Raw genomic sequence first — 24,792 nt, 5'->3', positions numbered from 1 at the left:
TCCTACGCCGGTACCGTCATCTGTTCGACCCCCGAATGAGCTATCGGAATCACTGAGGACCCACCGGACGGGTCCAGATCGATTCCTGCAGGGTGGACGAACCCGGTGAACGGACCGAAATCTCCCTGCCGGTCGGCCATCTGCTCGGCGAACGGCTGCAATTCCCCTTGGGCGATCACCTCCAGTTGCGCGGCGGTGGTGTCACCCAACGCGACGACCAAGGCCAGACGCCCCTCCCACGTGGCGATGTCACCGGTCACCAACTGATTCGGATCGACGGCGACACCGAGTTCCTTCCCCTCGGGCAACTTCGCCGGCGTCCTCTCGTATGCCTGGCGGGCGTCGGTCCCGGTGGCATTGCCGAAGGCCGCGTCCAAGGCTTGCCGGACCACCGGGGACACGTTCTGACTTCGACCGTCCGGAAACGTGTAGACGACGGGCTCTTTGTCGGTGGTCGCGGCGGACGCCGGCGCCACGGAGGGCCCTGCCGGACGATGCTGCGTATCCGGGGCGCCTGCTCCAGTCGCGGTGGCCGGGGCGTGTACAGGCTGTCCGGTCTGCGACGACTGGGCCCCCCGAGTCGGCGGGGAGTCCGGCGACGGGACCGCAGCCGAGGCCGAGGTAGCAGCCGCCGCAGCCGGTCGGGATACCGGCGTGGCGGCGCCGGCCGACCGACCAGACCTCGTTACCGGCTCGGTGGGCTGCTGCTGGTTGACGTTGGCGGGGTTCGCCATGCTTTGTCGCATCGCCGCCGGCAGTGCGAACGCTGCCGGCGAGAAACCTTGCGCCAGACCGCTGGAGGACGCCGGGACGGCCGATGACGCGGGCGTCGCCTCGGCGGGCGACGAAGTCTGCGGAGTCGATGACGACACCGAACCATCCGATCGGTCGGCAGCCGCGGACACCGGCTCCCCGCCTGCCGGCGCGGCGGCCACCACGGATGTTCGCGGCGGCGCTGCGGTGTCGCTGCCGGCATCCCAGTCCCATACCGGCGGCGCGCCCGGCTGTTCCCCGTCGGTGGTGGTAATGCCGGCGTTGAGCGTCGGGTTCGCGCCCGGCTTCGACGTCGTCGCCTCCGGTGTGGCTGGACCGGGTTTGCGCTCGCCGTCCGGACCTGGCTCCTTCACCTGAAAAGGCTGCTGCTTCCGACGTTTCGGATCGGGCACCGTGTTCGGCGGCGGTTTCACCTTTCCGCCGAGCTCGGTGAACTTCTTGCTCATCTGGAACATCTGCGCCTCGACCATCGCGGTCGTGGTCGACACCAATGCCATCGCGAAGTTGTTCTCGGAGATCTCACCGCTGCCGTCGGGGGCGGTCAGGCTCAGCTTCTTTTGCGCCACCAGCGCCTCGATCGTTGCTATGTCCTGCGGATTGACCTGCGCCATCACGTGCAGGTCGTCGATCAGCGATCCGAGTCCGCCCCTGCCTTCGTCGCACAATGCAGCGGTCTTCTCCGGGATATCGGCGATATTCCCGGCTTCCGCCGCCAGGTATTCGTACGTCTTGTCGAGGAGCTGAACCCACTCCGCATAGTTGGCGATATTGGCCTTCTCGCTCCCACGCACTTTGGCAACCGGGCGCTGTTCGGGTATCTCCAACTCCCCTCCGTTCCCGAAACTGTCCCAGTTGAGTTTGTACATCTTCGGAAGTCCGCGGTAGTGCGCCTCCACGGCGGGGGAAAGCACCAGACCGTCCGGCAGGTTGTCCGGGTCCGGCATGTAGATGGGCGGCATCTCAGGCATCGAGGCTCAGCTCTTGTTTGCTGATATTGATAACCGGAACCGGCTTCGGCGCGTTGAGCTTTGCGAACTCCTCCATCCCTGGTCTCACCAGACTGGGCACCGTGGTGCCGAGCATGCCGCGCAAGGTCTTGGGCAACCCGGTTTGTGCGCCTTTCCAGCCGGCCGGTACCGCGGTGCGTAATCCGAGCGTCTTCCAGCCACCGGCGAGGAAGTCTTTGCCGTATCCCTTGGCAACCCCTTGGGACCCCTCGACCAGACTGTCCTTGGCAAGCGCCAAGCCACCCTTGGTCAGCAACTTGCCGCCCATACCGCCGAGCCCCAGTGCGCCACCGAACAAACCACCGAGCGCCCCCGTGCCTGCAGCCTCGAAGTTGTGCCAGCCCCAGCCCTCTTTCACACCGTCCTGCACAGCACTGGCCGCCCCACCGACCAGCGCCGCCCCCACCGGCCCTCCGAATGCGAAGCCGACCCCGCTCGCGACTCCGACCAGAACGTCGTCCCAGTGCTTGGTGACCACATTTCCGAGCGTCTTGCCGATATCACCGAACAGGCCCACGTCATCACCTGCTTCGCCGGCAGCGAGCACCGCTCATGGCCACGATCCCCGTTCTACCGTTCATCCGACTGGCCTTATTCTCAGCGATTCCCACAGCTGGGAACCGGGTGCGCGGTCAGGTCTTCAGGATTGACAGGGTGGACCCTCCGGACTCGCCACCCACCGGCGCGCGTAGATCGGCTACCGCACCACGACAGGCACATCCGGGTGACCGTGAGTTCGACATGGAAACCGCCCGGCCCGGTGCCGTGGCTGTTCCCCCTCCTGAGCGAGACGAACAGCCCGCACGGACCTCGGGCAAGCGCCGAGCCCCTGCCGATACCAGCGGCGGAAGGACATCGAACAGCACCGGCCCGAGTGTTGCCCCTCCTCCCGGGAGCACGGCAACCGGCACCGGCAGTGCGTCTGCCGCTCGTGCGGAATCCATGGCCGCACAAGGCGCCTCGATTCCGATGGCGAGCGCCGCGCTCGGTAGCCTCGCCGTGATGGCCTCCGGTTTCGGTGCCGGCACCCCGACAGCCGATACCGGACAGGCCTTCGCTCCCCCGGCCGTCGGCGACGGCGCACCGTCCGGACCGATCGCGTGGGACAGCGGCGCCGGCGCCGGGTACACCGCCACCGACACTGCCCGATCCGGGCAGGGCAGTGCGATCGGGGAACTGAATGCCGAACTCGCGCAAGTACTCGCCGACGGAGCCGATTCCACGACGCGCGGGCGGGCCGGGATGGCTGCGATCATCGCCGAAGTCGACGCCGCACTCACCGCGCTCGGCCCGGTGAGCAATACCGCGACCGGGCGCCGCCAGGTGATGGTCACGCTGGGCGAGGCGCTGGCACGCGCAGGAAATACGGTGGATCAGAGCCGGATCGCCGCGGCGGCGAACTCCGATCGGATCGCGGATCTGGCAGCAAAATACGCGCAGCACGCCGAACCATCGCGTGCCGCAGTCCACTCCAGAGCTGGATACGGCCTCCCGAGTGGCGCCGTCGCGGGCACCCAGGGCCAGTGGATCGACGAGGCGCTGCGGGTTCTGGCGCAGAACGGATACGACACCGACCAGATCAATCCGGCCGCCATCGCGACGATCATCGCGCACGAATCCTCGGGTAACCCCCATGCGATCAACCTGTGGGACAGCAACGCAGCGGCCGGGCACCCATCGAAAGGGCTGATGCAGACCATCGATTCGACTTTCGACGCCTACGCGTTGCCGGGCCATCGCGATATCTGGAATCCGGTGGACAACATCATCGCGGGGGTGCGGTACTCGATCGACCGCTACGGATCGGTGAACAACGTTCCGGGGGTTGCGCAACTGAACGGCGGCGGCTCCTATGTCGGATACTGACGACGCTCAGGCCCAGCGCGTGGCGTAATAACTGCCGGGCAGCGCCTTGATCCGCACCGTCGCACCCGTGTGGGGCGCCTCGACGACCTTGCCGTCGCCGATATACATCATCACGTGAGTGGGACTGCCACCGTTGAATTCGGAGGCGGGAAAGATCAGGTCGCCCGGCTGAATCTTGTTGCCCGCCACCTTCGGCAACTGCTGATACTGGTCGGCCGCCACGCGCGGAATGTTCACCCCGGCGGATTTGGCCGCGTACTGGGTCAGACCGGAACAGTCGAACGAATTCGGCCCCTCGGCGCCCCACACGTATGGTTTGCCCAACTTGGCCAGCGCCGTTTCGAGCGCGCGCTTCGCCTTCGGTGAGCCCGACGCCGCCACTTTCGGATACTTCTTGCCGTAGATGTTGTACAGGTACTGGTTGGTGAGTCTGTCGATCTCTGCGGCGGTTTCGCTGGAGCTCACATTGCCGCCGGAAACGATGGCCTGTGCCTTCTTCAACGCGATGGTGAGTATCTGGTGGACCTTCTGCTGGCCGGCCTTGGTGTACGCGGCAGGCCCCAGCTCGGCGAGCGCAGCATCGACATCGCGGAGTAACTGGCGGACCGCGGCCTTGTCCACCTTGTGTTTTCCGGCGTGGGAGTGGATGTAGTCGTACAGGTCGTTGTCGAGAATATTGAAGGCCTTCGCGGCGGTGCGGTGGAACATCCGCTTGGCCTTCATCGCATCGGCGGTCGCCCCTTGCCCCACGGAGTCGGAGCCGCGACCGTCGGTGGTGGGCACCTTCTTGCCGGCTTTTCCGGCGCCGGCGTCGTCGGACTCCTTGTCGCCGTAGGCGGCGGCGAGTTTCTTCAACGCGGCGATGGCTTTCTGGGCCTGCGGCGACAGCCCCGCCTCCGCCGCGCTCGCATCGCCGGTCCCGGCGCCACCGGTGTCACCGGCATTTCCACCGGTGCCGCTACCGTTTCCACCGGCCAAGCCGGACAGCGCCGAGGCGAGCATCGGCAACATGGACAGGGCCATGGCCCCGCCCATCATCGCCGTCGGTGCCACCTGGGCGAGGGTTCGATCGTCGATTCCGGGAACGAGGCTCGGTTCCGGCTCGGGTTGCAGCGTCGCCCGGTTTCCGGCAGCCGGTGGCGGAGCGCCCGCACCGGCCGTCGGCGGCAGTGCGGATCCGGGTGCGACGTGGGCGGTGGGCGACCCGGGTGGCGCGACCACTCCCGCGCCCGTCGATGCTGCCGGCGGTGGCGCGGCCGCACCGGGGGCCGGTGCCGGCCCAGGGGGCGTGGTGGACGGGGCAGCGGTCGACGGCGGTACGGACGGCACAGTCGGCGCGGAATCCTTGTCCGGCTTGCCTCGCTGTTCCATCCGGCGCAATGTCCACGGCGTCGTCGAGTCCGGAGACTGCTCGTCCCCCGCGTCGTCGGTGGTGACTCCGGGCTGAGTCTGTGCCGGTGATGTCATGGCGCCGCCCTCAACACACGTTTGACTTGAACGTAGCGGACCTCGGAGATCCGTAGCGTTGCCAACCTCCCGGTCGCCGCATCGACCGTCAGGACGCCGTCGGCTCCCAGCGCGATTCCCGCTCGTTGCGGTCCCCGGGGGCCGTAGTCCCAGAACACCACGTCACCGGCGGACAACGCCGACAGCCGGACTCGCTGCCCGCAGTACGCCTGCTGCTCGAGGGCCTCCGGCAGCACCACCGGGCGTGACCGCGGCACGGGTCCCACCTGTGCGGAGAGGCGGCAGTCGTCGGCCGCCGGCGCGGGAATCCGGGCCGGAACCTCAGGATCGCAGGTATCGGTCAGCCCCGCCATCGACGCCTGGTAGACGATCCGGCGGATCATGTCGCTCAGCGGGTCGGCGACCTCGGCAAGGTGGATATTCCGTGCCAGCACCGCCGCACAACGAGACTCGAATCCGCCGTTGTGCTGGGTGAGCGGCGGCATCTGATAAGCCGCCGAGCTCATCGGCCCGTTGAGGCAGCGGCGCATCCAGCTCGAGACGGAGGCATCGTCGGGCTCGGCAGTTGCACTGGCATACGGGTTGGCGGTCGGAACATCGGAGTGATCCAGCTCGTCGTCGACATCGGATTCCCGTGCGGGAGTCCTCGTTTCCGTCGCATCGGGATCGGGCCCGATAGCGCTCTCGCACTGGTCGTACAGATCGTTGTTCACCGCTTCGGCCTGGTCGGACAGCAGGAGCACCGGCGCCAACAGCAAGCCGATCAGACAAGGCACGGCAAACAGCAGACCGGCCACCCAGGCCCACCACGGCAGCGACATGCCACCTCGAGGTGGCGAATTATTTTCCGACGGCGCCATTCTCGCTTCCCCTCGTCCTGACCCGGCTACCGGCCGCACCGCTGCGCCGGCACGTCACTGCCCGCGCATTCGCTGAACCACGGCCTGGTGTGCGGTGGTCCAGTTCGGATTGAGTGGGTTGTTGCCTGGCGGCTGCAGCGCGTTCCACGGAGTACGCCGGTTGTCGGAGGCCCAGGCGTCGGTGTCGGTCGCTCGCGACAGGTGACGGCGAACGGTGCGGATCCGTTGCGGATCACTCGGATCCTCCATCAGGTGCTGCACCGCACCCTCGACCCGGTAGGCATGCTCGTTACCGACCCACTGCATCATGCGGGCGGCCGACTCCTGATCGATGTTCGCCAGCATCCCGGTGCCGGCACCACCCTCACTCACCAGTCGCAGTGCCTCGATCTTCTCCTTGGTCGGCGCCGCCATGTAGTCCTCTACGAATCGGCGTTCGCGTCCCATCGGCGCACCACCGTCGAGTGTCACGCCACCAGGACTGTTGCGGCGCATCCGGAATGTGGCGGCCTGCAGGGTCGCGAGATCCGCGGCGACCTCGTCGACGTTGCCTTCGCCGCGGGCCAGCTTCGCCGAGGAGTCCTGGGCGCGCCGGGTCGCGGCCACCACATGCCCGAGATGCTTGTCCGCCAGGGTCCAGTCATCGGCATTATCGGCGACGATGCCCCACGAGCGGATCGCGTGGGACATTATGCGCTCATCGGTGAAACCGGCTCCCATCAACGCGCCACGGGCGGAATCGAGCCCACCACCGGCATCGGTCAGACCTTGCAGTGCTGCGGCCGCGCCCTGGGCGGTGTTGATACCGCCATGCCCGATAGCTGCCTCACGCGCCGCTGTCGCGAACTGCGGTCGATTCGCCATCGACTGCACGTAGGTTCCGCGCGGCCCACCGAAACCGGCACTGCCCCAGGCTCCCCAGTTCGCCACCTGTGAATCTCTTTCCATCCGGGCGAACGGCCGCAGCGGGGTCCGGGTGCGCCCCCACAACAGCTCGGTGAGTGGGGAACTGCTGAACGTGCTGAAGGCACCGAGTGTTGCGAGCACGCCGAGTCCGGACATCGCGCCCTTGGCTCCCATGTCCCCCATACCCAACGCGGTGGCGCCACCACCGCCACCACCGCCTCCACCGCCGCCGCCTCCGGATCCGCCTTGCATCGCCAGCGCGAACCGGTTCGCCACGAACTCGTTTCCGCCGGTCAGGCTGTTGCTGAGCCGGCGCAGCTGGAAAATCGCGACGACCTCGACCACGGCGCCGATGATGAAGATCGCCATCACATTGCCGTCGGCCTCGTCGAAAAGATCGCCGAGGAACAGCACGTATACGGCCAGAAATATGGTGTAGCAGGCCATTCTGGCTCCGGCGATGAAGCCGTCGACCACATTGCGCACCAGGAATGTCTGGGTCGGTCCGTAGATGAATCCACCGGCCGCGAATCCGAATATCGCCATGAAGCCGTGGTAGACGGTGTCCAGCGCCGCCTTGATCACTTTGAGCGACAGGTACACCGCGAACAGCAGCAGTACGGTCCCGGCGAGCAGCAGAATGACGCCGGTACCGACCTGTCCCATCGTCGGTTCCCGGGTCGCCTGGTAGGCACTGCTGTCGCAGTTCTTCATCCCCGACTTGACCTGACCGTCGTCACCGGACATCACCGCGGAGGTCCAGGCGCTCTTACAGGACGAATTGTTGTCCACCACGTGCCCGAAGTTCCACACCTGCAGCGGCCGACGAGCGAAATTGTCCGCCATATCCTGCTGCATCTGCGGCACCAGGGCCTGCGGGTTCGGACTGCTGTTGCCGTTGAGGCCGGCGCCCACCGAGATTCCGATATCCCGCCCTTTCGCCAGCAGACCGTCCGAGGACAGGACATCGGCAAGGGGCTCAGCGAGATAGATCGGTCCCATGACGGCCACGAGCAGCATCGCTACCACCTGCATGGTGGCCTTGGCGTGGAAGCCGCGCACCACGAACCACGCGACGAAGAAGGCCCCGATCGTCACCGCGAGCGTCAGCAACATGGGAATCGCGATCTGCCCGGACAGGCGGTGAGCGACACCTTCGAGTGGACCGCTGAACAGATTGAGCCATTCGAAGCTGATGGCGAATCCGACCAACCAGATGGCGCTGGTGACGATCACCAGCCACCCGGCGAACTCGAGGCCGATGATCATCGAAATCGCCGTATTGCCAGGATGAAACAGGCTGCCGTGGTCGGTGGCGAAGATGTAGCGCGACAGGTCCACTCCAGAAGAGTCACGCACATTCATCCAGCTCAGGCCACTGTTGACCGACGATCCACTGGATTCTTCGGCACCGCTCTGCGCGTATGCCACCGCACCGAGAACAGCCGGCAGTACCACCAGCAGCGTCACCGAGAGCAGCAGGCCGATGGTCCACCGGCGCCGACGGGTCGCCGAGATCCATGCCACGCAGCGGCCCCGCACCGCACGCGGCCGCCAGCGGGCGGTGTCGAAGAAATCGAGTTCCCACCGCCACTGCGGAACCTCGGATTTCGCACCTCGGGTGCCGAAGGTCATGGCACGGCCTGTCTTTCGAGGGCCGCCCGGGTCACTGCTCGCGAGTTGGGTGCGGACGGCGTACTGCTGATCGCCTCGGCGCGATCCGGCCGTGCGGGCCCGAGCACCTTGCCGCGGCCGATGCGGTTCAACGCATCGCGCATGAACATCTCACCGCGGCGTTCCTCCGGGACCTGACGTCCGAGTCCCACCGGCGGTGAGGTCTCCTCCCGAAGGATCTGCAGCAGAAAGGGCGCCTCGTCGAGGTCGACTCCGAGCCATTCCAAACTGTTGCGCGCCAGCGTTTCATCGCGCTGCCGGAATACGAAACGGTTGGGGATCAGGTTGTGTGCGGCGCCCCGGAAGTCGGTGGCCGGATCGTGCGATGCGAGCCCGATGGCTGCCAGGTGCTTTCGGCCGTCGCGGCTGAAGTCGCTGGTAACCGCCGCGCCGACCTGAGTCTGAGTGAAATGGTGTGCCTCGTCGCCGACCAGCAGGCCGAAGCGGCCGTTGTCGGACAGGAACGCCTCCCGCGCAGTCACGCCCACCAGCTCGTACAGCGCGGTACCGAGTCGTTTGGTCAGGGGCAGCCGGTTGTACAGGTGCGGTGTGGTGAGCTCCTCGGCGGTCGGCAGGGCCAGGTTGTGGCTGCGGATGACGGTGGCGGCGGCATCGAGCCGTAGCGGCGGCAAAGCGGGATCGAACAGGACCGGAACCCGCTCCACGATGGCTCCCAGGCGCGCTGCGAGGTCGGCGTACTCCTCACTGCTGCCGGGCTCGTCCCGCATCCGCTGTATCACGCGGTACAGATCCAGCAAGCTCCCGATTCCGAACTCGGCGATGCCTTTCGGCGTGAGCATGCTGCCGATGACCGCGCCCGCCCCACTGGTCGGCGACAGATCCAGCAGCGGCAGAATGGAATCCAGCGCCCGCTCCCCGGCCACCCGCGGAGCGAACAGGCGCAACGGATCCAGCGAGACCGTGGGGTTGCTGAGGTCGACGATCACAGCATTGTCGATCGCGGTGGCGAAATGTTCCCACTCGCCGACCTGACTTCGATCGATGGCGAGGAACTGCCCGCCCATATCGTGGACCAGGGCGGCGACGAGTTTGAGAAAATACGACTTGCCGGAACCGAGTTCGCCGGTCACCGCGAACGAGGCCGACAGATCGTGCAGCGCCGCCTCCATGATGCCGAAGTGAATGGGCTCGAAATTGCCCGAGAGCAGGTTCACTCCGATTGCCGGCCCGCTGTCGTCTCCGATCTGGCTGGTGGTGAACGGCACGAATCCCGACCACATGTCCGACGGCACGATGTGCGCGAAGTCGTCGTAGGCGCGCCGCGGCGGGCTACCCGGGATCATCATCGACCACAGGTCGACCTGTGCGCCCACCGGTGCGGTCATCTCGACCTGGAATCGTTTGTAACGGCGCTTGAGCGCGTTCACCGTATCCATGGTGGTTTCGTGTGATTCGCTCCCGACGGCGATCACCGTCGTGAACGACACCTCGGATTCGCCGCCGTTCACCTCGAAATGGTTGTTGTACTCGCCCAGCATCTGCACCTTGGACATCAAGGTGTTCTGCGCGAACGACACCTCCTGGTCCCGCTGGTCCATCTGCTCGCCGAGCCGCCGCAGATTCTGCTCGTTGTTCTTCAGCACGGCATCGGCGGCCCGGGTCGAGATCCGCATTCCCCAGTCGATCGTCACGTTCTCGATGCCGTCGAGAACGTTCAGGAATTCACTGCCGCCGGGAAAGGTCATTCCGCCGTACGGGAACGAATGTGGGGTGAGCATCGCCTGATACGAGGGCCGGAACTCGAAATCGGGCTGCACGACCTTGACCACCGGGACGAAGGAGGGGCGCAGCCGGCGACTGCTGTCCGCCTGGGCCCCCTCGTCCAGTGCCGCGGACCGGAAGACCGCCGCGGTCGCGTCGTCGAGTACACCCACCCGGGTGGGTGCGACCGGATCGCCGACGGATCCGCGGGACAGATAGTGCTCCCACAGCCATTGGAACAGGGCCGCCGGCACCGGCACCGGCTCGAAGTCCGCGCCGATCCGGGAGAGGATCTCGTTCGCGGTCTCGTCGTAGCTTTCCAGGTCGGCGCGCGAGAGCGCTGTCGCGTCGATGGTGGTGGTGCTGCCCCGCCACACGCGCGACAGTGAGCTCAGTGCCGGCCCGGTGGATCCGACGGGAATCGTCAGCAGGAAGATGCGCGTCTGCGGGACGATGGCACGCACCCGCTCGAATGCCGCGACAACCTCGAGTGCGTAATCCTCACATTCGTCGAGATCGACCCCCTCGACCATTTTGCCGAGCACGTCGATGGTGTTGAGCCGCGCCTGGATACCGAGCAGCAGTGAACCGTCGGGCAGATTGTTGATCAGCGCGTGGTGGGCGGCCTTCACATCGAATTTGTCGGCCGACTTGCGCAACCCGTATCCCAGCGGATTGATGAAGTAGGTCGCCGTGACCATTCCCGAATGGGTGAATTGCAGGTTGCCACGGACGGCCGCGGTGGGTTGCAGATCTCGCTCGAACGCCATTCAGTGGGTCCCTCCCGCCGGAACTCGTTCACCGCCGCCGGTCGACGTGGTCCCTTGCGAGGCAAGCAGTTCCACGATGCTTTCCGGATGCGGTGTCGGCTTGTCCGGCACTCGTTCGACCGGGCCGTCGGGAAAGATGACGACCACGGTTTCCTCGATGAACATGGTGTGCCGCGCCGACTCGCTCGTGACCGGGAACCCGGACGCGGAGACCGGTGCGCGGACGAACACCAGGCGCGCGAACCACAGCGCGCGCGAAATGACCCGTACCCCGCTGTAGGGCAGCAGTCCGAGTCCGAAGACCGCCACGATCGTCAGAATCAGCCCCGCGACGAAGACGACGGCCGGGTTCACCGGCAGGATCATCGCCAGGACCGAGGTCACCAGCACTACCACGATGCCACCCGCGACCTGCGGCAAGGTGTAGGGGCCGAACGGTAGTTTCTGCCCGTTCTGAGCCTTGCCGATCATGGTGGGCACCCGTTTGATCGGCGTGTACACCTTGATCAGCTGGGTCATTGGTACCGCCCCACCGGCTGGTCCGGGACCACGCCCGTCGCGTCCGCACGCGCGTAGTTGACCAGGGTCGGCAGCATCCAGAACAGCACCGCGGCCAGGATCGCCGAGCCGACCACACCGAGTACCTTGGTCGGCGAAAGCTTCGACTTGGCTGCCTCGGAGATGAGGATTCCCATGGCCAGAATCGTGATGACGATGATTCCGAGAGCTCGCACCACCAGCAGGATGTAGTAGAGCAGCGCGTTCAGATTGTGCATGGGTATCCCTTCTCGATCAGTTCTGCGTCGCCGGCGGGATCTGCACCGTCGTCGTCGGCACGGCGGGCGAACTGCTGGTCGGCACCGGTCCCCCCGCGCCTGCGGGGCCGGTCTCGGTGACCACGGTCAGTGGGCTGGTCAATGCGGGAACTCGATCGATGCCCTGTACCTGCCACTGTCCGGAGGACCGCACCATACTCAGCGGGTAGGACAGCGACGCCGATGCTCCCGACTTCCCCTTCGGCGACACCGTGGCCAGTACCTGCGCGGCCTCGGAACTGCTGCCACAACTGGAGTCCGCGGAGGTGACCGAGACGCTGTCCAGGTCGGTGAACGGCGCAGGTTGCAGCGAGGTGATGCCCGCGCCGGCGGCGATGTATCGGGCCACATCCCCGGAGCCGGTCAGATAGGCCTTCAAAAAGCCGGAGGCTACGTCGGCCAGCGGCGTCTCCGCCGAGCACGGCGTGGCGTAGGCGAGCGAAATGTCCGGGCCCCGGCCGGGCGGATCGACTGCTGCCGGGAGGGTGAGGGCCCGTCGGCGCCCGTCCGGCGTGACCGATACCGCGACTTGGTAGTAACGGCGCGTGCCGGCGGTAGTCCCGCTACGACCTTCGTGGACCGAGACGGTTACCGTCCAGACATCGACGCTCGCACTGGATTCGGCTCGGCTCAGGTGCACCGTGACGGGGTCGGTGACCGGATGTGCGGTGGAGGGTAACCGCATCTGCTGATCGGCCTCGACATATTCCGAGATGCGGTCCTGCTGTCCTGCGGTGGCCCCCAGATACGACACGACGAAATCCTCGGCGAACGAGGAGGCCAGCTGTGCATGGCCGATGACGGTGATGGTGTCGGCATCCGACGGGCCGTGCGGTGGTTCGTCGAACCAGGACAGCACGGCATGCCCACCACCGAGAACTGCGAGCACTGCCAGGACCGCGACGACGATATTGTCACGCCGGCGTCGCGCGGCCATCCGGCGAAGCAGCGCCTCACCCGAATCCGCCGATCTACCAGCATTAGCCCGCACTCTCGGAATGGTAGAGAGAGCAACGTCTTTCACCTCGGCGACTGTTCCCTGTGATGGGAAGTAGAGTCGGGTTCAGCACACCGCGCTCCGCTTCATGCGGCCCGCCAGACGGTGACGTAGCTGGTCGTCGTAACCGATCGGTCCACCCCGGTCCACGAGCCCCGGCGGCTGCCGGTGCGGTTCCATCACCGGCAGGTCGTCAGCGACCCGCACCAGTTGCGCGATGGCCAGCTGCCGTGCCGAATACCCCGGATACGGATAGAGCAGTAACGAGGTAGGGGTGTAGCCGCCGCCGTAGTTCAGCGCTCGAATGGTGACGCCCGCCGAATCACCGGCCCGCAGGCGAGCTTCCAGTTCCGGGAGGCGGGATCTGTCGTCGGGATGGAACACGTCTGTGGGCCGGAACAGATAATCCCAGCGCATCCACGGTGCCGGATCGGTGAGCCAATGCGAAATACTCATGTACTCGAGTTGCAGCACTGCCAGATGAGTACCGGCCCTGCGGTGCGCTTCTCGTAGCCCGACCTGTTCCAGGGTCGACCACGATGCCGGGGTGTGCTCGGTATCGATCTCCTCGATCAGCAACCAGGCACCTCTGGATCGTGCGTCGTCGCGGGCCCGAATACTGATGCGCCATCGTCCGGGGCGTTCACCGTCGGAGCGGATCGTGGTGTCGAACTGGAGTTTCCCGCCGCCGCTGGGGTCGTACAACAGATCGAGCATCTCGGCATGGCGGTCGAACCCGGACATCCGGTGGAACAGCTCGGCGACCGATGTTCCCGGGGCATACTCCTCGGCGGACATCCCGGACAGCCGGGCCATACCGCCGGGCTGCTGGAATGTCTGTGTGCCGAGGTCCCAGATCGCGCCGACCGCAGGGCGCATCGGCGGCACCTCGGCCGCGGCCGGGCCCAGCCAGATCCGAATGGCGTGCACGTCGCCACCCGGTCCGAAAACGGGTTTGATCAGCATCCGGTGCGGACCCGAGCGGGTAGCTATGCGCAGATCGACGTCCTGTGCGTGATCACGCGCCGACATCATCGCCTCCGCGATCCGAGCGGTGGACAGGCCGTCGTAGATCGCCGGCATCTTCGCCAGTTGCCGCTGCAGCACACGTTGCCAGCCCGCGAATCCGCGGGGCGCGTCCCCGACCGAGGCCACCGACATCGTCTCCGGTGACAGCGTCTCGATCGTCGTCCAGCCGATCGTCACGTCACTCATCGCACTTGCCCTGCACAGCCGTCCTCCGCACTCATGATCAACGAATCGAACGATCATCGTGACTTGGACAATGTACCGTTAACTAGCGGTGCGATCAACAGGTAACAGAGACCCGAAACGGTAGACCGGACGCGACGAGCCCCTTACTGTTGCGCCGCGATGAGGGCGAGGACACCCGCGCCCGCCAGCGAACCGAAGTCCTCCAACTCCGACGGTACGACCCGCAGCGCGGTGAGGAAGCCGGCTCGAGCATGGGTGGCCACCGCTCGGTTCAACGGTGTCCAGAAGGCCGGGCCGGCCTCCGCCATCGAACCACCGACAACGACGAGGCCGATATCCAGCAGCGGCGCAACCGAAGCAATGGCCCGGCCCAACGCGGTACCCGCTCGATCGAAGGCGGCTGTCGCGGTGTCGTCGCCGGACCGGGCCGCCGCCACCAGGTCGGCGACCGACGTACCCGCCCATCCGCGGGCCCGTGCCCAGCGCAGTGCGGCCGCTCCACCGGCGACAGCTTCCACACAGCCGGTCCCGCCACACTCGCACAGTTCGTCGAAGCCCGGGACCAGCATGTGCCCGAGATGCCCGGCATTACCGGTACGCCCCACTACGACGAGTCCACCGACCATGACCCCCGCGGTGATCCGATCCGACACGGTCACCGACATCGCGTCCATGACCCCGGCGGTAGCACCGAAGTTCTGTTCGGCGAGCGCCAGGCACACACCGTCCAGACCGAGTTGCACACTCGCATCCGGAAAGGCCTTCGATATGGATTCGACCAGCTCGAAGCCGGTCTGCCATTCGGCCACAGCGGCGGGAGCGACAACACCCGCGGTCATATCGATCGGCCCGGTGGACGCTATCCCGACCGCGGTGACACCCTCGCCCGCAGCGGCATCGAGCAACAAGGTTCGGCAGACATCCCAGGCACCGGTAGCAGGAATCGGCGCACGCCGGATCTCGTCCGCACCCACATCGTCGGCGACACGTGTTGCCGCGAACCCCGCGGGCCCGATTTCCAACGCCAGCACTGTCATGAAATACCCACTGTCACAGTTTATTTGCGCCTGTCAACCGGTGCTGCAGTCAGCAACCACCGGTCGCCGCCGGTCGCAACCGGCGCCCCAGCACGATACGACGACGCGGAGTAGCCGGTGCCGGTTCGGTACATACCGGCCGGGCTCCGGTGCGAATAATCCGCAGGGGACGCTTGTGATCCAGCGGTGTGGTCCGGTGCCGATCCAGGTTCTCCACGACCCGTCCCGCACTGTCGTAGGCCACCCCGGCCCAGATCATGGCTCGCGGCCCGTCCCCCCGGGCGGTCAATGCCTGCGCGAGCTGCGAACATTCGGCCAACAGTGGGCAGGCCGCACACGTCCGCACCGCGGAACGCCAGGATTCCGGATTACCCACGTCGAGATCCCAGTCGTCGGGCCCGTCGGCACACGGCGGGCGGTTGCCGGCCGGTGCGGATACTTTGGAAGAGGGCACAGGAGTGCTCGAAAGACGCGGCAGCGCGGTGGATTCGACAGAACAACGGCGCGAGTGAATGGTGGTCATATTCGTCTCCGGGGATGCCGAGGACACACGTGTGCGGCGGCGCGTGGCGACTCGCAGACATGGCCTGGGGGCGGTCGGGCATCGGGGCTGCTCAACAGTCCCCGGCAACCAGCAGCGAACTGCTGTACTCGGCACGTTAACCCACGATTCGACTGGCGGCAACCACTTCTGCCGCTATTTAACGGCTCATTGACCAAGTCGTTGCACGGTTGTATCGTTCCTTAACGGGACGTTTTTGTACGGTCCGTTTTTCTGCGGGGTTAGTGTGATTTCCTGAGAGGTATGGCTGTGCACTCGGAGTACACAATCGACGAGCTCGCGCGGGCAGCGGATACGACCGTACGCAGCGTCCGCGTTTACCACGAGCGTGGCCTGTTGCCATCGCCCGAGGTCAGAGGGCGGATCGGCTATTACGACACCGACCACCTGGACCGGCTGCACACTATCAGCCGACTACTCAGCCGCGGCATGAAACTGAACGGAATCCGCGAACTGCTGGAGGCGTGGGACCGTGGCGACGGGCTCGCCGACGTGTTGGGCGTCAGCGAACCGCCGGGTGAGCGTGAACCCGCGGCCGAACCGGATCAGTCAGTGAGTGACGATCCACTCGCCGACCTCCCGGATTACGTGAAACAGGCACTGGCGGGCAGTACCGATCCATTGGACGCGTATCGCGTCACCAACCCGCGCTGCGGCGATCTCGCCGGCCGCCTGATCGACAACGGCGTTCCGGACAGCACGGCCTTCCAGCTCGTCGAGCGCCTGCGCGCGGACTGCAATCAGATCGCCGACCGCTACGCCACCGAACTGTTCTATTGCCTGGCCGGGCAGTCCTATGAAGCCTCCCCGCGCACGGCCAAGGATCGCGCGCGACTGGAAACCGATCTGGCCATCGCACGGCTGATCGTCACTCGCGCCGCCTCCGAACTCGTCGATCAGGCCTTCGCCCAGCACGCCGAAATTCCGCCGGCGCGCGACGGCGAGCAGTAGGCCCGCGCGGTCCGTCACCGCGCGGATAACTCTGCGCGACAAGTTACTCCATGGTATGAAATCTGTAGTTTTCACATATGGAGGTGCCCGAAGGTGACACAGGCCAGCCCCACGATGGTCGAATCGGCCGATGCCGCACTGGGCGGACTCACAGCCCACGACCGCGGTGTGCTGACAGAGTTGGTATGCCGCGTCGACAAACACGAGGGGTCGTTCGGCGAGAAGGTCACCGACAGACCCGGCGGCAGTCCGCCGTGGGCGCGCAAGGATCGGATCATCGACGAGATCGTCAGATTTCTCGTCGACAAACACCTCTTGCTGACCCATTTCAACTGGGGCAGTTGGGAAGAGGGTCAGCAGGTGATCGCGCGAGGAGACCGCCCCGTCCTCGCGGCAGCCTCGCCGCAGGAATGCCTGCAATACCTGACCCTACTGGTGCGCGCGGACCGTTTCACCGAGGGCACCTTGACTTCGGCATTCGAGACCGGGCTGATGCAGACGTTGTTACATCGCCTGCATCAGCACACGTATCCCCACTCGGGGCGTTGAAATCTGCTACGCCGGAACCTGATTCGGCGCGAGGTGACGCGTCAGGAAATGCACCTGATGCTGGACCGCGGCCTCGAAGAAGTCCCCGCCCGCGAAGACGTCGAAATGGTCGCAGGGATAGTGGCGCACCTCGGCACGTGCGGCGAACCCCGCCTTCGCGGATGCATGCGGAGGTGCCGCCCGGTCGAAATCGGCGATCTGCACCAGGACGGGCGCGATGATCCGGCTCGCGGCCCGGTCGGCGCGATAGCCGCCCAACTCCACGCCGATCGCTGCATCCACCTCGTTGCGCCAGGTCGGGCCGGCAATAGCGGTATAGCTGTCGTAATAGCCCTCCGCGGTCAAGGCAGCGGGTTCACCGGGCCGTCCGACCAGCGGCATCATCACGCGGCGGCCGCCGAGCTTGCCCGCCAGTGCGCTGCGCACACTGGTCACCGTCGACTTGGCGAGCGCAGCGGCACCGACCTGACCGAAAGCGACCCGGCCCGCCGCCATCCCGTTCACCAGCGGCACCACCGCGACCACTGCGCAGATGTCGGGCCGGTCCGCCGCGACGGTCAACGCATGACCACCCGACAACGACACGCCCCACACCACCAGCCGTTTCGGATCCACACCGGGGCGACCGGCGGCCGCAGCCAAGGCGGCGCGGTAGTCCTCGGCCTGTTCGGCCATCGAAACCCGCTGGCGTAGTTCACCTCCCGAGGCGCCGAAGCCGCGGTAGTCGAAGGCGAACACGGCCAGGCCCGCGTCACTCAACTGCCGGGCGAACGGTTCGAGCCCGGAGTCCTTGGTGCCACCGAAGCCGTGCGCCATCACCACGACGGGCCGGCCGTCCGGGCCGTCGAACGGGCTCTCGGCGGGCCCGGCGAAATACCATCCGTCGCAGGTGGTTCCGTTCGAGGTGAAGCCGACCTGCTGATAATCCGTCACTGTCCCACTCCCACCGGCTGTTCCGACTCACCCGTCCGTGCCCACCGCGGCGGTCCGTAGACCTCGGCCCGGCGTGCACCGGCGGGGATCTCCTTGGCCCGCATATCGTGTTCGTAGAGGAAGTAGTCGACCTGCTGGGTGTGCCGGGCGGTCGGGACCATATGGCCGGTGTAATGCTGCTGCTCTTCGACGATCACCCGTCGCATCTCATCGGAGGACGGCAGCCGGTAACGGCCGACCGCGTAGGCGCCGATCAGACGGGCCTGGCATTCGACGAACGGGAACAGGGTCGGGGTGGCCTGAGCGAAGCCCGCGAACACCAGATCCTCCATACCGGGCAGGAACATCCGCTTGTACAGGTCGATCTTGTTGTCCGGTGCGCTGATGAAATCCGGATCGAAGAACGGGAACGTGATGTTGTACCCGGTGGCGTAGATGATGATGTCGAAGTCGTCGGAGGTCCCGTCGGCGAAATGGACCGTCTCGCCGTCGAATCGCTCGACGTTCGGCTTCGGGATCACATCACCGGACCCCAATCGCAGCGGCAGTTCCACCGACTGGGTGGGATGGGCCTCGAAGAATTTGTGATTGGGGGTGGGCAGGCCGAAGTTCTCCGGGCGTCCCGCCGTGAGCGGCTGGCCCCACTGCGCGATCTTGCGTTGCCACGAGAACGGGATATACGGGCTGGTGCGGTAGTACTTGTCCGCCGGCTTGCCGGCGATGTACTTGGGCACGATCCAGGCGCCGGAGCGCGTGGACAGGGTCAGCTTGTTGCCCAGGGCTTTCGAGGACAACTCGACCGCGATGTCGGCGGCGCTGTTGCCGATCCCGACGACCAGGATCCGCTGATCGGAGAAATCCATCGGCGTGCGCGGGTCGACGTAATGGTGCGCATGCATGGTGCGGCCGGTGAATTCACCCGGAAACTCGGGATAGCGCGGGTCCCAGTGGTGTCCGTTGGCGACGACCAGGAAATCGAAGTGCCGTACCTCGCCCCGCTGAGTACGCAGTTCCCAGCCGCCGTCGGGGAGCCTGCGCGCATGCTCGACTCCGTTTCCGAATTCGATCGACCGGTACAGATCGAACGCCTCGCAATAGGAGTCCAGGTACTGCTTGATCTGGGTGTGGTGCGGGAAGTCCGGAAATTCCTCGGGCATCGGGAAGTCCCGGAACGACAGCTGATGCTTCGAGGTGTCGATGTGCAGGGAGCGGTAGGCACTGCTGTGCCCATTGGGGTTGCCGAACGCCCAATTGCCGCCGACGCGGTCCGATATCTCGAAGCACGTATACGGGACTCCGTAGTCGCCGAGCATCTTACCGGCGGTCAACCCGCTGATTCCGGCGCCGATCACCGCGGTACGCGGTCGATACATCACCACTCCTTTCACACCGAACCATGAGTAGACAGATTCCAATATCTGTCTACTAGTAGACACATTCTCAGATCTGTCCACACATTGCTAGGGTTTTCTGCGAACCCGGGCCCGGCGATCCGGTTCCGGTGCGCACGGCAGGCCGGTTCCGCGGCGCGGCGAAAGGGCGGCAGATGAGCGAGGCGACGACCACGGCAGTGGTCGACCGGCTACTGGAAGCGACGCAGAAGTTGCTGGCGACCAAGGGAATTCGTGCCACCACCATGATGGAGGTGGCCGAGGAAGCCGGGGTCTCCCGCGCCTGGCTGTACCGGCATTTCCCCGACAAGCCGGCCCTGATCGGCGCCGCGATCGTGCGCCTCACCGATACCTGGTGGAACGACGCCCGCGCCGAACTCGACACCCTCGACACCTTCACCGAGCAGCTCATCCTGGGGGTACGGATCGGTCGCGGTGCCTACGACGACCCCGGCGCCCTCCTGATGCGCCTGCGGGTCGACGAGCCCGAGGAATTCGCTGCCTGCGCGGGTGCCGGTGTCGCCGCACTCGTCCCCGCCCTGGCCTACTTCTGGCGGCCCTACATCCACCGTGCCGCCACCCGCGGCGAGGTACACCCCGACCACGACCTCGCCGAGGTCGCCGAATGGGTGGCCCGCATCCTCATCAGCCTGGGCACGGTCCCCGGCGACACCATCGACCCCGACGACAGCACCGCCGTCGAACACCACCTGCGCCGGTACCTGCTTCCGGCCCTCCGTGCGGCACCGGACTCATGATTTGCAGACTTCCGACGGAACTCTCCGATCAAGACGGCCGCGGACGAACCATCGGGTCGTCGACCTGCCCGAGATCGGTCCGGCCGGTGGGCTGCCGATCGGCCACCGAGCCTGCCGTCCGACGTTCCGTCACAACGCGAACCCTGCGCACCAACAGGTAGTTGAGGACCGGAATCACCAGCTCGACCGGGATCATCAGCACATAGAACCAGTTGGGTTCGCCGGTAGCGGCCCAGGCGATCAGCCGTGCCACGCCCCCGACGAAGAAGACAGCTCCCAGAACATTGATCATGTTCACCTTGCGTTCGACGTCACGCGCGCACCACACCCATGCCAGACCGTAGGCAGTGAACAGCACGGAGTAGAACCGCATATCCGAATCCACGGTGGCATCGACGGAACCGGCGCCGATGATGCTCGCGGTCCCGAAGAACAAGTGGGCCACTCCGATCCCCGCACTCACGAGCCCGAACAACAACAACCAGCCCTGCAATACTCGCCGCATACCGACTCCTATTAGACAGCTGTTGAATAAGCTCTACGGTAAGCCTGCGACCCGGCGACCGTCAACGGTCGCGCGCCTACGATGAGCAGATGCCGAGCCGACGCCGCCTCACCCCCGAGCAGCGCCGCGACGAACTGATGGACGCGGGCGCGCAATTGTTCGGCGAACGAGCGTACGACGAGATCGCGATGGAGGACATCGCAGCGCGCGCCACCGCCTCCCGAGCGCTGATGTACCACTACTTCCCCACCAAGGGAGATTTCTTCGCCGCGATCTGGAAACGAGCCCACGACCGCCTGCTCGCAGAGCTTCGCATCGACCCCGGCGAGCCGGTCCGCACCGCCGTCTACCGGGCTCTCGCCGCTCACCTGGACTTCTACCAGGCCCACACGCCGCTGGTTCTCATCGCGAACCGCAGCGCCCTCGCCGCGGACCCGGCAGTGCGCGGTCCGGTGAACGCGGACCTCGAGACCTTGTGCGAACGCATCCTCGACGCCTGCGGCGCCACCGGCCACACTCGTGAGATCGCGTCCACGGCACTGACCGGCTGGATAGCCTTCATCCGCGAGGTGTGCGTCGAATGGCTCGAGCGCCGTCATCTCTCCCGTGACGAGGTACTCCGGATGTGCATGGCCGTGTTGGATGCGACCGCCGGCGCCCACCTTGCTCTGACCGCACCACCGCAACGACTCGACGCCTCCGCGCCGAGCGGGGTTTCCTCCGCATCACGCGTTCGCCGAATACACTCGGACCGGAGCTGACGGGGGACGAGCCGTCACGGAGGGGGTAACGGTGCTTCAGCACGACCACGATCACACCGCATCCGGCAACACCCGCACCGCGTGGCTGGTCACGGGCGCCGTGGCCGGACTCTCGGTGTTGGGAATCGGTGTAGCAGCCGGATTCTGGTTCGGGCGTGGCGAACCCCCCGCGCCCGCCGCGACATCCGCGCCTGCGACGTACTCGATGGCAACGATCGGCAATGCCTGCGATCTGGTCGATCCCGCGCCGCTGACGGCATGGGCACCCACTCCGCGAAACCTGTCGGACCACAAGGAAATTCCCCCGTCGGCCGACGATGCGGGCAGTTTGAGCTGTCACCTCGACTACACCGCCGCGCCCGACCGCGCCTATTCCTTCGATCGGGCCGACCTGCTCCTGGAGGTCGAGTTCACCAACGGCAGCGCACCCCCGTTCTACGACCACTGGAAACATGCCGACACCGTCACCCACGCGGGGCCGGGCACGGATTCGGGACCACTGACCGACGTCGGCACCCAGGGCTACTGGCACTGGGAGAACACCGACAACCTCACCGCCCATCGGGCCTACGCGGCCGCGGCCCAGGACGGCAACGTCTCGGTTCGAGTCCGGATCGGCTACAGCCGCGAGGACAAGCAGGAGGCGGCAAGCTGGGCGGAACTCGGGACGATCGCACGTGCCCAGGTTCGCTCGGCGCTCGCCGGGCTCCGGACGCGGTAGCGTGCAGGCGGTCACTTACGTCCCGGATCCGACCGCAGATGCCGCTGCGGCGACCAATAGAATTGGACAGTACGGACACGGGCCGGGTCGGGCCGACGTGCGCGAACAATGGGTTGGAGGGTGTGGTGGCAAAGGCCGGGTCGACTCGAGCTCGCGATATCGACGAGCTCACGGACGCTCTGCTGACCGCCTCCCGACTACTGGTCGCACTGTCGGCCCGATCCATCGCGGCGGTCGACGAGACGATCACGGTTCCGCAGTTCCGCACCTTGGTGATCCTGTCCAGCCGGGGACCGGCGAATTTGGCGACGCTGGCCGGATTGCTGAATGTGCAGCCCTCCACCGCTACCCGCATGGTCGACCGGCTCGTCGGCAATGGGCTACTGCACCGGCGCACCAATCCCGATTCACGCCGGGAGCAGATCGTGGCGCTCACCGAGCGAGGCCGACAGGTGGTCGATACCGCAACCGCTCACCGCCGCAACGAGATCGCCGCCGTCGCCGCACGGATGCCGGTCGCCGACCGGGACGGTCTGGTCCACGCGCTGACCGCGTTCACCGCCGCCGGTGGTGAACCACCGCCGGGCTACGAGATCGACGAATACCAGCTCTAGCGACGGTGTCGCCGCGGCCGGCCCGGCGATCGGTCCACCCCACGGAACTCGATGCGGGGACCGGCACCGGATCCGCATCGTGAGGCGGTGTGGCGCTCGTCGGACGAAGCGCGCCGAGGACGGCACTGTGTGTCAGCCAACCAGTGACGTTCTCCCCGGAGTCGGCGACTACCGGCACCCCGGTCCCGGGTTCTTCCGCCAGCACATCGAGAGATGCTGCCAGCGTGCTGGTTTCGGTGACAGTTCGGGGTAACACAGCAAGGCCGGCTGCCGTGCGGTCACCCGATTCGGTGTCGGCGAGCGTCTCGGCAACGGCGGCCGCTGTAATACATCCCCGATATCGGCCGTCGGTTCCGATGACGGGCACCATCGAGTGCCCGGAGGACCGGACGGCACGGCGCGCCTCGTCGACCGTGGCCGCTGCGGCCACCGGCGGCGGGCACGGCTCCATCACCTGAGCGACCCGGATGTGTTCCAGCCGAGCGGCCGGACCCGCATGAGCCGCATCGAGGTCCACGCCGCGGCGGGTCAGCTTCAGCGTATAGATCGTCTCCGCGGACAGCACCCGGGAAAATCCGGCCGCGACGACGACGGCCAGCATGAGCGGCAGCATGATCGAGTACTCACCCGTCAGTTCGAACAGGATGATGACCGCGGTGATCGCGGCCCGGGTCGAACCCGCGAAGGCCGCGCCCATACCGATCAGCCCGTACATGCCCGGTGCGGCCGTCGCCGTGGGGAACAGCTGGTGGACCACGAGTCCGAACGCGGCACCGGCCATGGCACCGATGAACAGCGACGGCGCGAACACCCCGCCCGAGCCGCCGATTCCGATCGTCAGGCTCGTCGCGAGCATCTTCCCGACCATGAGCACGAGCAGCATCCAGAGTGCGTATCGACCATCGATGGCATCCGACAGCACTGGGTAGCCGACACCGTACATCTGCGGCAATACCAGCAACACCACCCCCAAGAGCAGCCCACCGGCCGCCGGGCGCAACCATTCGGGCCCGCGCCACGCCCAGTCACACAGATCCTCGATGCGGTACAGCACATGGGTGAATCCGACACCGACCGCTCCGACCACCACCCCGAGCAGAGCGAAAGCGCCGTATTCCCAGCCCGATCGCAGCGCGAACGCGGGCAGGTCCAGAAAGGGCGCGTTTCCCAGGACTGCCCGGCCGATCACGCCGGCGGTCACACTGGACAGCACCACCGCACCGAACGATTCCGCAGCGAAGTCCCGCAGGATCAGCTCCATCGCGAAGAAGGGCCCGGCGATCGGCGCGTTGAAGGTGGCCGCGATTCCACCGGCCGCACCGCAGGCGACCAGTATTCGCAAGCGACGCTCCGAGATCCTGGTCAACCGGCCGACGCTCGAACCCCACGCCGAACCGATCTGCACGATCGGCCCCTCTCTGCCGACCGAGCCGCCACCACCGATACACAGCGCTGATGCGAGTGCTTTCACGACGGTCACCTGCGGTGGAATCCGGCCACCACGTTCGGCGACGGCGTACATCACCTCGGGCACACCGTGTCCGCGTGCCTCGGGCGCGAACCGGTAGACCAACGGTCCGTAGATCAGACCCGCCACCACCGGCGCCAGCACCACGAACCACGGGCCCAGCGCCGGGATGTGCGAATTCACTGCGTGACCGACTGCGGAATAGTCGGAATACCCGGACAGTATCTGCGTGAAAGTCGTTATAAGCCACCGGAAAACGACTGCCCCGCCGCCCGCGCCGGCTCCGATCAGGAGCGACAGCAGAACCAGACCCCCACGACTGTCCCGCAACCACTGCCGCCATGGCGTCCGGGCGGGCAGCGGAAGTGACCACCACCGCACGCCGACCGCGTCCGAAGACCGCACTACCACTCGACCCCCCTCACTCGAAACCAAAAGCATGCACAGTGCAACAATTGTACTGTGCTCG

Annotated in this window: 23 protein-coding genes; 7 read left to right on the top strand and 16 right to left on the bottom strand. The window is 66.3% G+C overall.

Going from position 1 to position 24,792, the window contains the following annotated elements:
• Positions 1–2 precede the first annotated feature (2 nt).
• Both NV2_RS08245 and NV2_RS08240 read right to left on the bottom strand, forming a co-directional pair.
• Positions 3–1,742 carry a hypothetical protein gene (locus tag NV2_RS08245; protein ID WP_157102803.1) on the bottom strand — a complete coding sequence of 580 codons (1,740 nt, stop codon included), beginning with the start codon at positions 1,740–1,742 and terminating at the stop codon, positions 3–5.
• Positions 1,735–2,298, bottom strand: a complete 564-nt coding sequence (locus NV2_RS08240) for a hypothetical protein (protein ID WP_157102802.1) — start codon at positions 2,296–2,298, stop codon at positions 1,735–1,737. Before NV2_RS08240 ends, NV2_RS08245 begins: the two co-directional genes overlap by 8 nt.
• A 425-nt stretch (positions 2,299–2,723) precedes the next feature.
• Here NV2_RS08240 and NV2_RS32805 point away from each other — a divergent pair, with 425 nt between their 5' ends.
• Complete coding sequence (locus tag NV2_RS32805; RefSeq protein WP_067870963.1) at positions 2,724–3,647, top strand: transglycosylase SLT domain-containing protein; 924 nt, start codon at positions 2,724–2,726, stop codon at positions 3,645–3,647.
• 6 nt (positions 3,648–3,653) lie between these two features.
• Here NV2_RS32805 and NV2_RS32645 read toward each other — a convergent pair whose 3' ends face one another.
• From NV2_RS32645 to NV2_RS08185, 10 genes are all read right to left on the bottom strand, one after another.
• Positions 3,654–5,114, bottom strand: coding sequence for a C40 family peptidase (locus tag NV2_RS32645; RefSeq protein WP_084474164.1), 1,461 nt, complete (start codon positions 5,112–5,114; stop codon positions 3,654–3,656).
• A complete protein-coding gene (locus NV2_RS08225) occupies positions 5,111–5,935 on the bottom strand; it encodes an NlpC/P60 family protein (protein ID WP_067870961.1) in 825 nt (274 codons plus the stop codon). Before NV2_RS08225 ends, NV2_RS32645 begins: the two co-directional genes overlap by 4 nt.
• Positions 5,936–6,028: 93 nt before the next feature.
• The gene (locus NV2_RS31705; protein WP_067870960.1) at positions 6,029–8,515 is read right to left on the bottom strand and encodes a hypothetical protein; all 2,487 of its coding nucleotides are present in this window, start codon (positions 8,513–8,515) and stop codon (positions 6,029–6,031) included.
• Positions 8,512–11,046, bottom strand: coding sequence for an ATP-binding protein (locus tag NV2_RS08215; RefSeq protein WP_067870959.1), 2,535 nt, complete (start codon positions 11,044–11,046; stop codon positions 8,512–8,514). The genes NV2_RS31705 and NV2_RS08215 overlap by 4 nt, the downstream gene beginning before the upstream one ends.
• Positions 11,047–11,565, bottom strand: coding sequence for a hypothetical protein (locus NV2_RS08210; protein ID WP_174550561.1), 519 nt, complete (start codon positions 11,563–11,565; stop codon positions 11,047–11,049).
• Positions 11,562–11,822, bottom strand: a complete 261-nt coding sequence (locus tag NV2_RS08205; protein WP_067870958.1) for a hypothetical protein — start codon at positions 11,820–11,822, stop codon at positions 11,562–11,564. Before NV2_RS08205 ends, NV2_RS08210 begins: the two co-directional genes overlap by 4 nt.
• 16 nt (positions 11,823–11,838) lie before the next feature.
• Positions 11,839–12,852: a conjugal transfer protein gene (locus tag NV2_RS08200; protein WP_245662504.1), complete on the bottom strand. Its 1,014-nt coding sequence runs from the start codon at positions 12,850–12,852 to the stop codon at positions 11,839–11,841.
• A 72-nt stretch (positions 12,853–12,924) separates the two neighbouring features.
• On the bottom strand, positions 12,925–14,073 hold the full coding sequence (locus tag NV2_RS08195; protein WP_067870956.1) for a GAF domain-containing protein: 1,149 nt from the start codon (positions 14,071–14,073) through the stop codon (positions 12,925–12,927).
• Between the two features lie 143 nt (positions 14,074–14,216).
• Complete coding sequence (locus NV2_RS08190; protein ID WP_067870955.1) at positions 14,217–15,110, bottom strand: ROK family protein; 894 nt, start codon at positions 15,108–15,110, stop codon at positions 14,217–14,219.
• A gap of 49 nt (positions 15,111–15,159) precedes the next feature.
• On the bottom strand, positions 15,160–15,564 hold the full coding sequence (locus NV2_RS08185) for a hypothetical protein (protein ID WP_067870954.1): 405 nt from the start codon (positions 15,562–15,564) through the stop codon (positions 15,160–15,162).
• 351 nt (positions 15,565–15,915) lie between these two features.
• Between NV2_RS08185 and NV2_RS08180 the strand changes: the two genes are divergently transcribed.
• Together NV2_RS08180 and NV2_RS08175 are read left to right on the top strand one after the other, a co-directional pair.
• Complete coding sequence (locus NV2_RS08180) at positions 15,916–16,623, top strand: MerR family transcriptional regulator (RefSeq protein ID WP_067870953.1); 708 nt, start codon at positions 15,916–15,918, stop codon at positions 16,621–16,623.
• A gap of 93 nt (positions 16,624–16,716) precedes the next feature.
• Positions 16,717–17,172 (top strand): DUF6508 domain-containing protein, encoded by a 456-nt coding sequence (locus tag NV2_RS08175; RefSeq protein WP_157102801.1) that lies wholly within the window; start codon positions 16,717–16,719, stop codon positions 17,170–17,172.
• Positions 17,173–17,178: 6 nt separating this feature from the next.
• Here NV2_RS08175 and NV2_RS08170 read toward each other — a convergent pair whose 3' ends face one another.
• Entirely contained in the window at positions 17,179–18,105 is a 927-nt protein-coding gene (locus NV2_RS08170) for an alpha/beta hydrolase (RefSeq protein WP_067870951.1), read from the bottom strand.
• Entirely contained in the window at positions 18,102–19,478 is a 1,377-nt protein-coding gene (locus tag NV2_RS08165) for a flavin-containing monooxygenase (protein WP_067870950.1), read from the bottom strand. Before NV2_RS08165 ends, NV2_RS08170 begins: the two co-directional genes overlap by 4 nt.
• 173 nt (positions 19,479–19,651) lie before the next feature.
• On the opposite strand from NV2_RS08165, the gene NV2_RS08160 reads away from it, so the two are divergent.
• Positions 19,652–20,254 (top strand): TetR/AcrR family transcriptional regulator, encoded by a 603-nt coding sequence (locus NV2_RS08160; protein ID WP_067870949.1) that lies wholly within the window; start codon positions 19,652–19,654, stop codon positions 20,252–20,254.
• Positions 20,255–20,282: 28 nt separating this feature from the next.
• Here the strand turns inward: NV2_RS08160 and NV2_RS08155 are convergent, their stop codons facing one another.
• On the bottom strand, positions 20,283–20,759 hold the full coding sequence (locus NV2_RS08155) for a DUF4345 domain-containing protein (protein ID WP_084474162.1): 477 nt from the start codon (positions 20,757–20,759) through the stop codon (positions 20,283–20,285).
• A gap of 89 nt (positions 20,760–20,848) precedes the next feature.
• On the opposite strand from NV2_RS08155, the gene NV2_RS08150 reads away from it, so the two are divergent.
• The 3 genes from NV2_RS08150 to NV2_RS08140 all read left to right on the top strand — a co-directional run bounded on the left by NV2_RS08150 (position 20,849) and on the right by NV2_RS08140 (position 22,855).
• A complete protein-coding gene (locus NV2_RS08150; RefSeq protein WP_084474160.1) occupies positions 20,849–21,520 on the top strand; it encodes a TetR/AcrR family transcriptional regulator in 672 nt (223 codons plus the stop codon).
• A 31-nt stretch (positions 21,521–21,551) separates the two neighbouring features.
• A complete protein-coding gene (locus NV2_RS08145) occupies positions 21,552–22,241 on the top strand; it encodes a hypothetical protein (protein ID WP_067870948.1) in 690 nt (229 codons plus the stop codon).
• 125 nt (positions 22,242–22,366) lie between these two features.
• Positions 22,367–22,855: a MarR family winged helix-turn-helix transcriptional regulator gene (locus NV2_RS08140; protein WP_067871183.1), complete on the top strand. Its 489-nt coding sequence runs from the start codon at positions 22,367–22,369 to the stop codon at positions 22,853–22,855.
• Here the strand turns inward: NV2_RS08140 and NV2_RS08135 are convergent.
• On the bottom strand, positions 22,797–24,506 hold the full coding sequence (locus NV2_RS08135; protein ID WP_245662503.1) for a chloride channel protein: 1,710 nt from the start codon (positions 24,504–24,506) through the stop codon (positions 22,797–22,799). The two genes, NV2_RS08140 and NV2_RS08135, sit on opposite strands and share 59 nt — an antisense overlap.
• Positions 24,507–24,792: the final 286 nt, after the last annotated feature.

Origin of the sequence: Nocardia vermiculata NBRC 100427, from assembly GCF_001613265.1 — a bacterium.
Taxonomy (GTDB): Bacteria; Actinomycetota; Actinomycetes; order Mycobacteriales; family Mycobacteriaceae; genus Nocardia; species Nocardia vermiculata.
Note: the sequence above shows the minus strand (reverse complement) of the source record. Positions and strands in the feature narration are given on the sequence as shown.

Coding starts and splice junctions, on each gene's coding strand:
- NV2_RS32805 (WP_067870963.1), top strand. CDS start 2,724: ATGGCCGCACAAGGCGCCTCGATTCCGATGGCGAGCGCCGCGCTCGGT.
- NV2_RS08245 (WP_157102803.1), bottom strand. CDS start 1,742: ATGCCTGAGATGCCGCCCATCTACATGCCGGACCCGGACAACCTGCCG.
- NV2_RS08225 (WP_067870961.1), bottom strand. CDS start 5,935: ATGTCGCTGCCGTGGTGGGCCTGGGTGGCCGGTCTGCTGTTTGCCGTG.
- NV2_RS08180 (WP_067870953.1), top strand. CDS start 15,916: ATGGCTGTGCACTCGGAGTACACAATCGACGAGCTCGCGCGGGCAGCG.
- NV2_RS08210 (WP_174550561.1), bottom strand. CDS start 11,565: ATGACCCAGCTGATCAAGGTGTACACGCCGATCAAACGGGTGCCCACC.
- NV2_RS08190 (WP_067870955.1), bottom strand. CDS start 15,110: ATGACAGTGCTGGCGTTGGAAATCGGGCCCGCGGGGTTCGCGGCAACA.
- NV2_RS31705 (WP_067870960.1), bottom strand. CDS start 8,515: ATGACCTTCGGCACCCGAGGTGCGAAATCCGAGGTTCCGCAGTGGCGG.
- NV2_RS08215 (WP_067870959.1), bottom strand. CDS start 11,046: ATGGCGTTCGAGCGAGATCTGCAACCCACCGCGGCCGTCCGTGGCAAC.
- NV2_RS08150 (WP_084474160.1), top strand. CDS start 20,849: ATGCCGAGCCGACGCCGCCTCACCCCCGAGCAGCGCCGCGACGAACTG.
- NV2_RS08160 (WP_067870949.1), top strand. CDS start 19,652: ATGAGCGAGGCGACGACCACGGCAGTGGTCGACCGGCTACTGGAAGCG.
- NV2_RS32645 (WP_084474164.1), bottom strand. CDS start 5,114: ATGACATCACCGGCACAGACTCAGCCCGGAGTCACCACCGACGACGCG.
- NV2_RS08205 (WP_067870958.1), bottom strand. CDS start 11,822: ATGCACAATCTGAACGCGCTGCTCTACTACATCCTGCTGGTGGTGCGA.
- NV2_RS08155 (WP_084474162.1), bottom strand. CDS start 20,759: ATGCGGCGAGTATTGCAGGGCTGGTTGTTGTTGTTCGGGCTCGTGAGT.
- NV2_RS08195 (WP_067870956.1), bottom strand. CDS start 14,073: ATGAGTGACGTGACGATCGGCTGGACGACGATCGAGACGCTGTCACCG.
- NV2_RS08165 (WP_067870950.1), bottom strand. CDS start 19,478: ATGTATCGACCGCGTACCGCGGTGATCGGCGCCGGAATCAGCGGGTTG.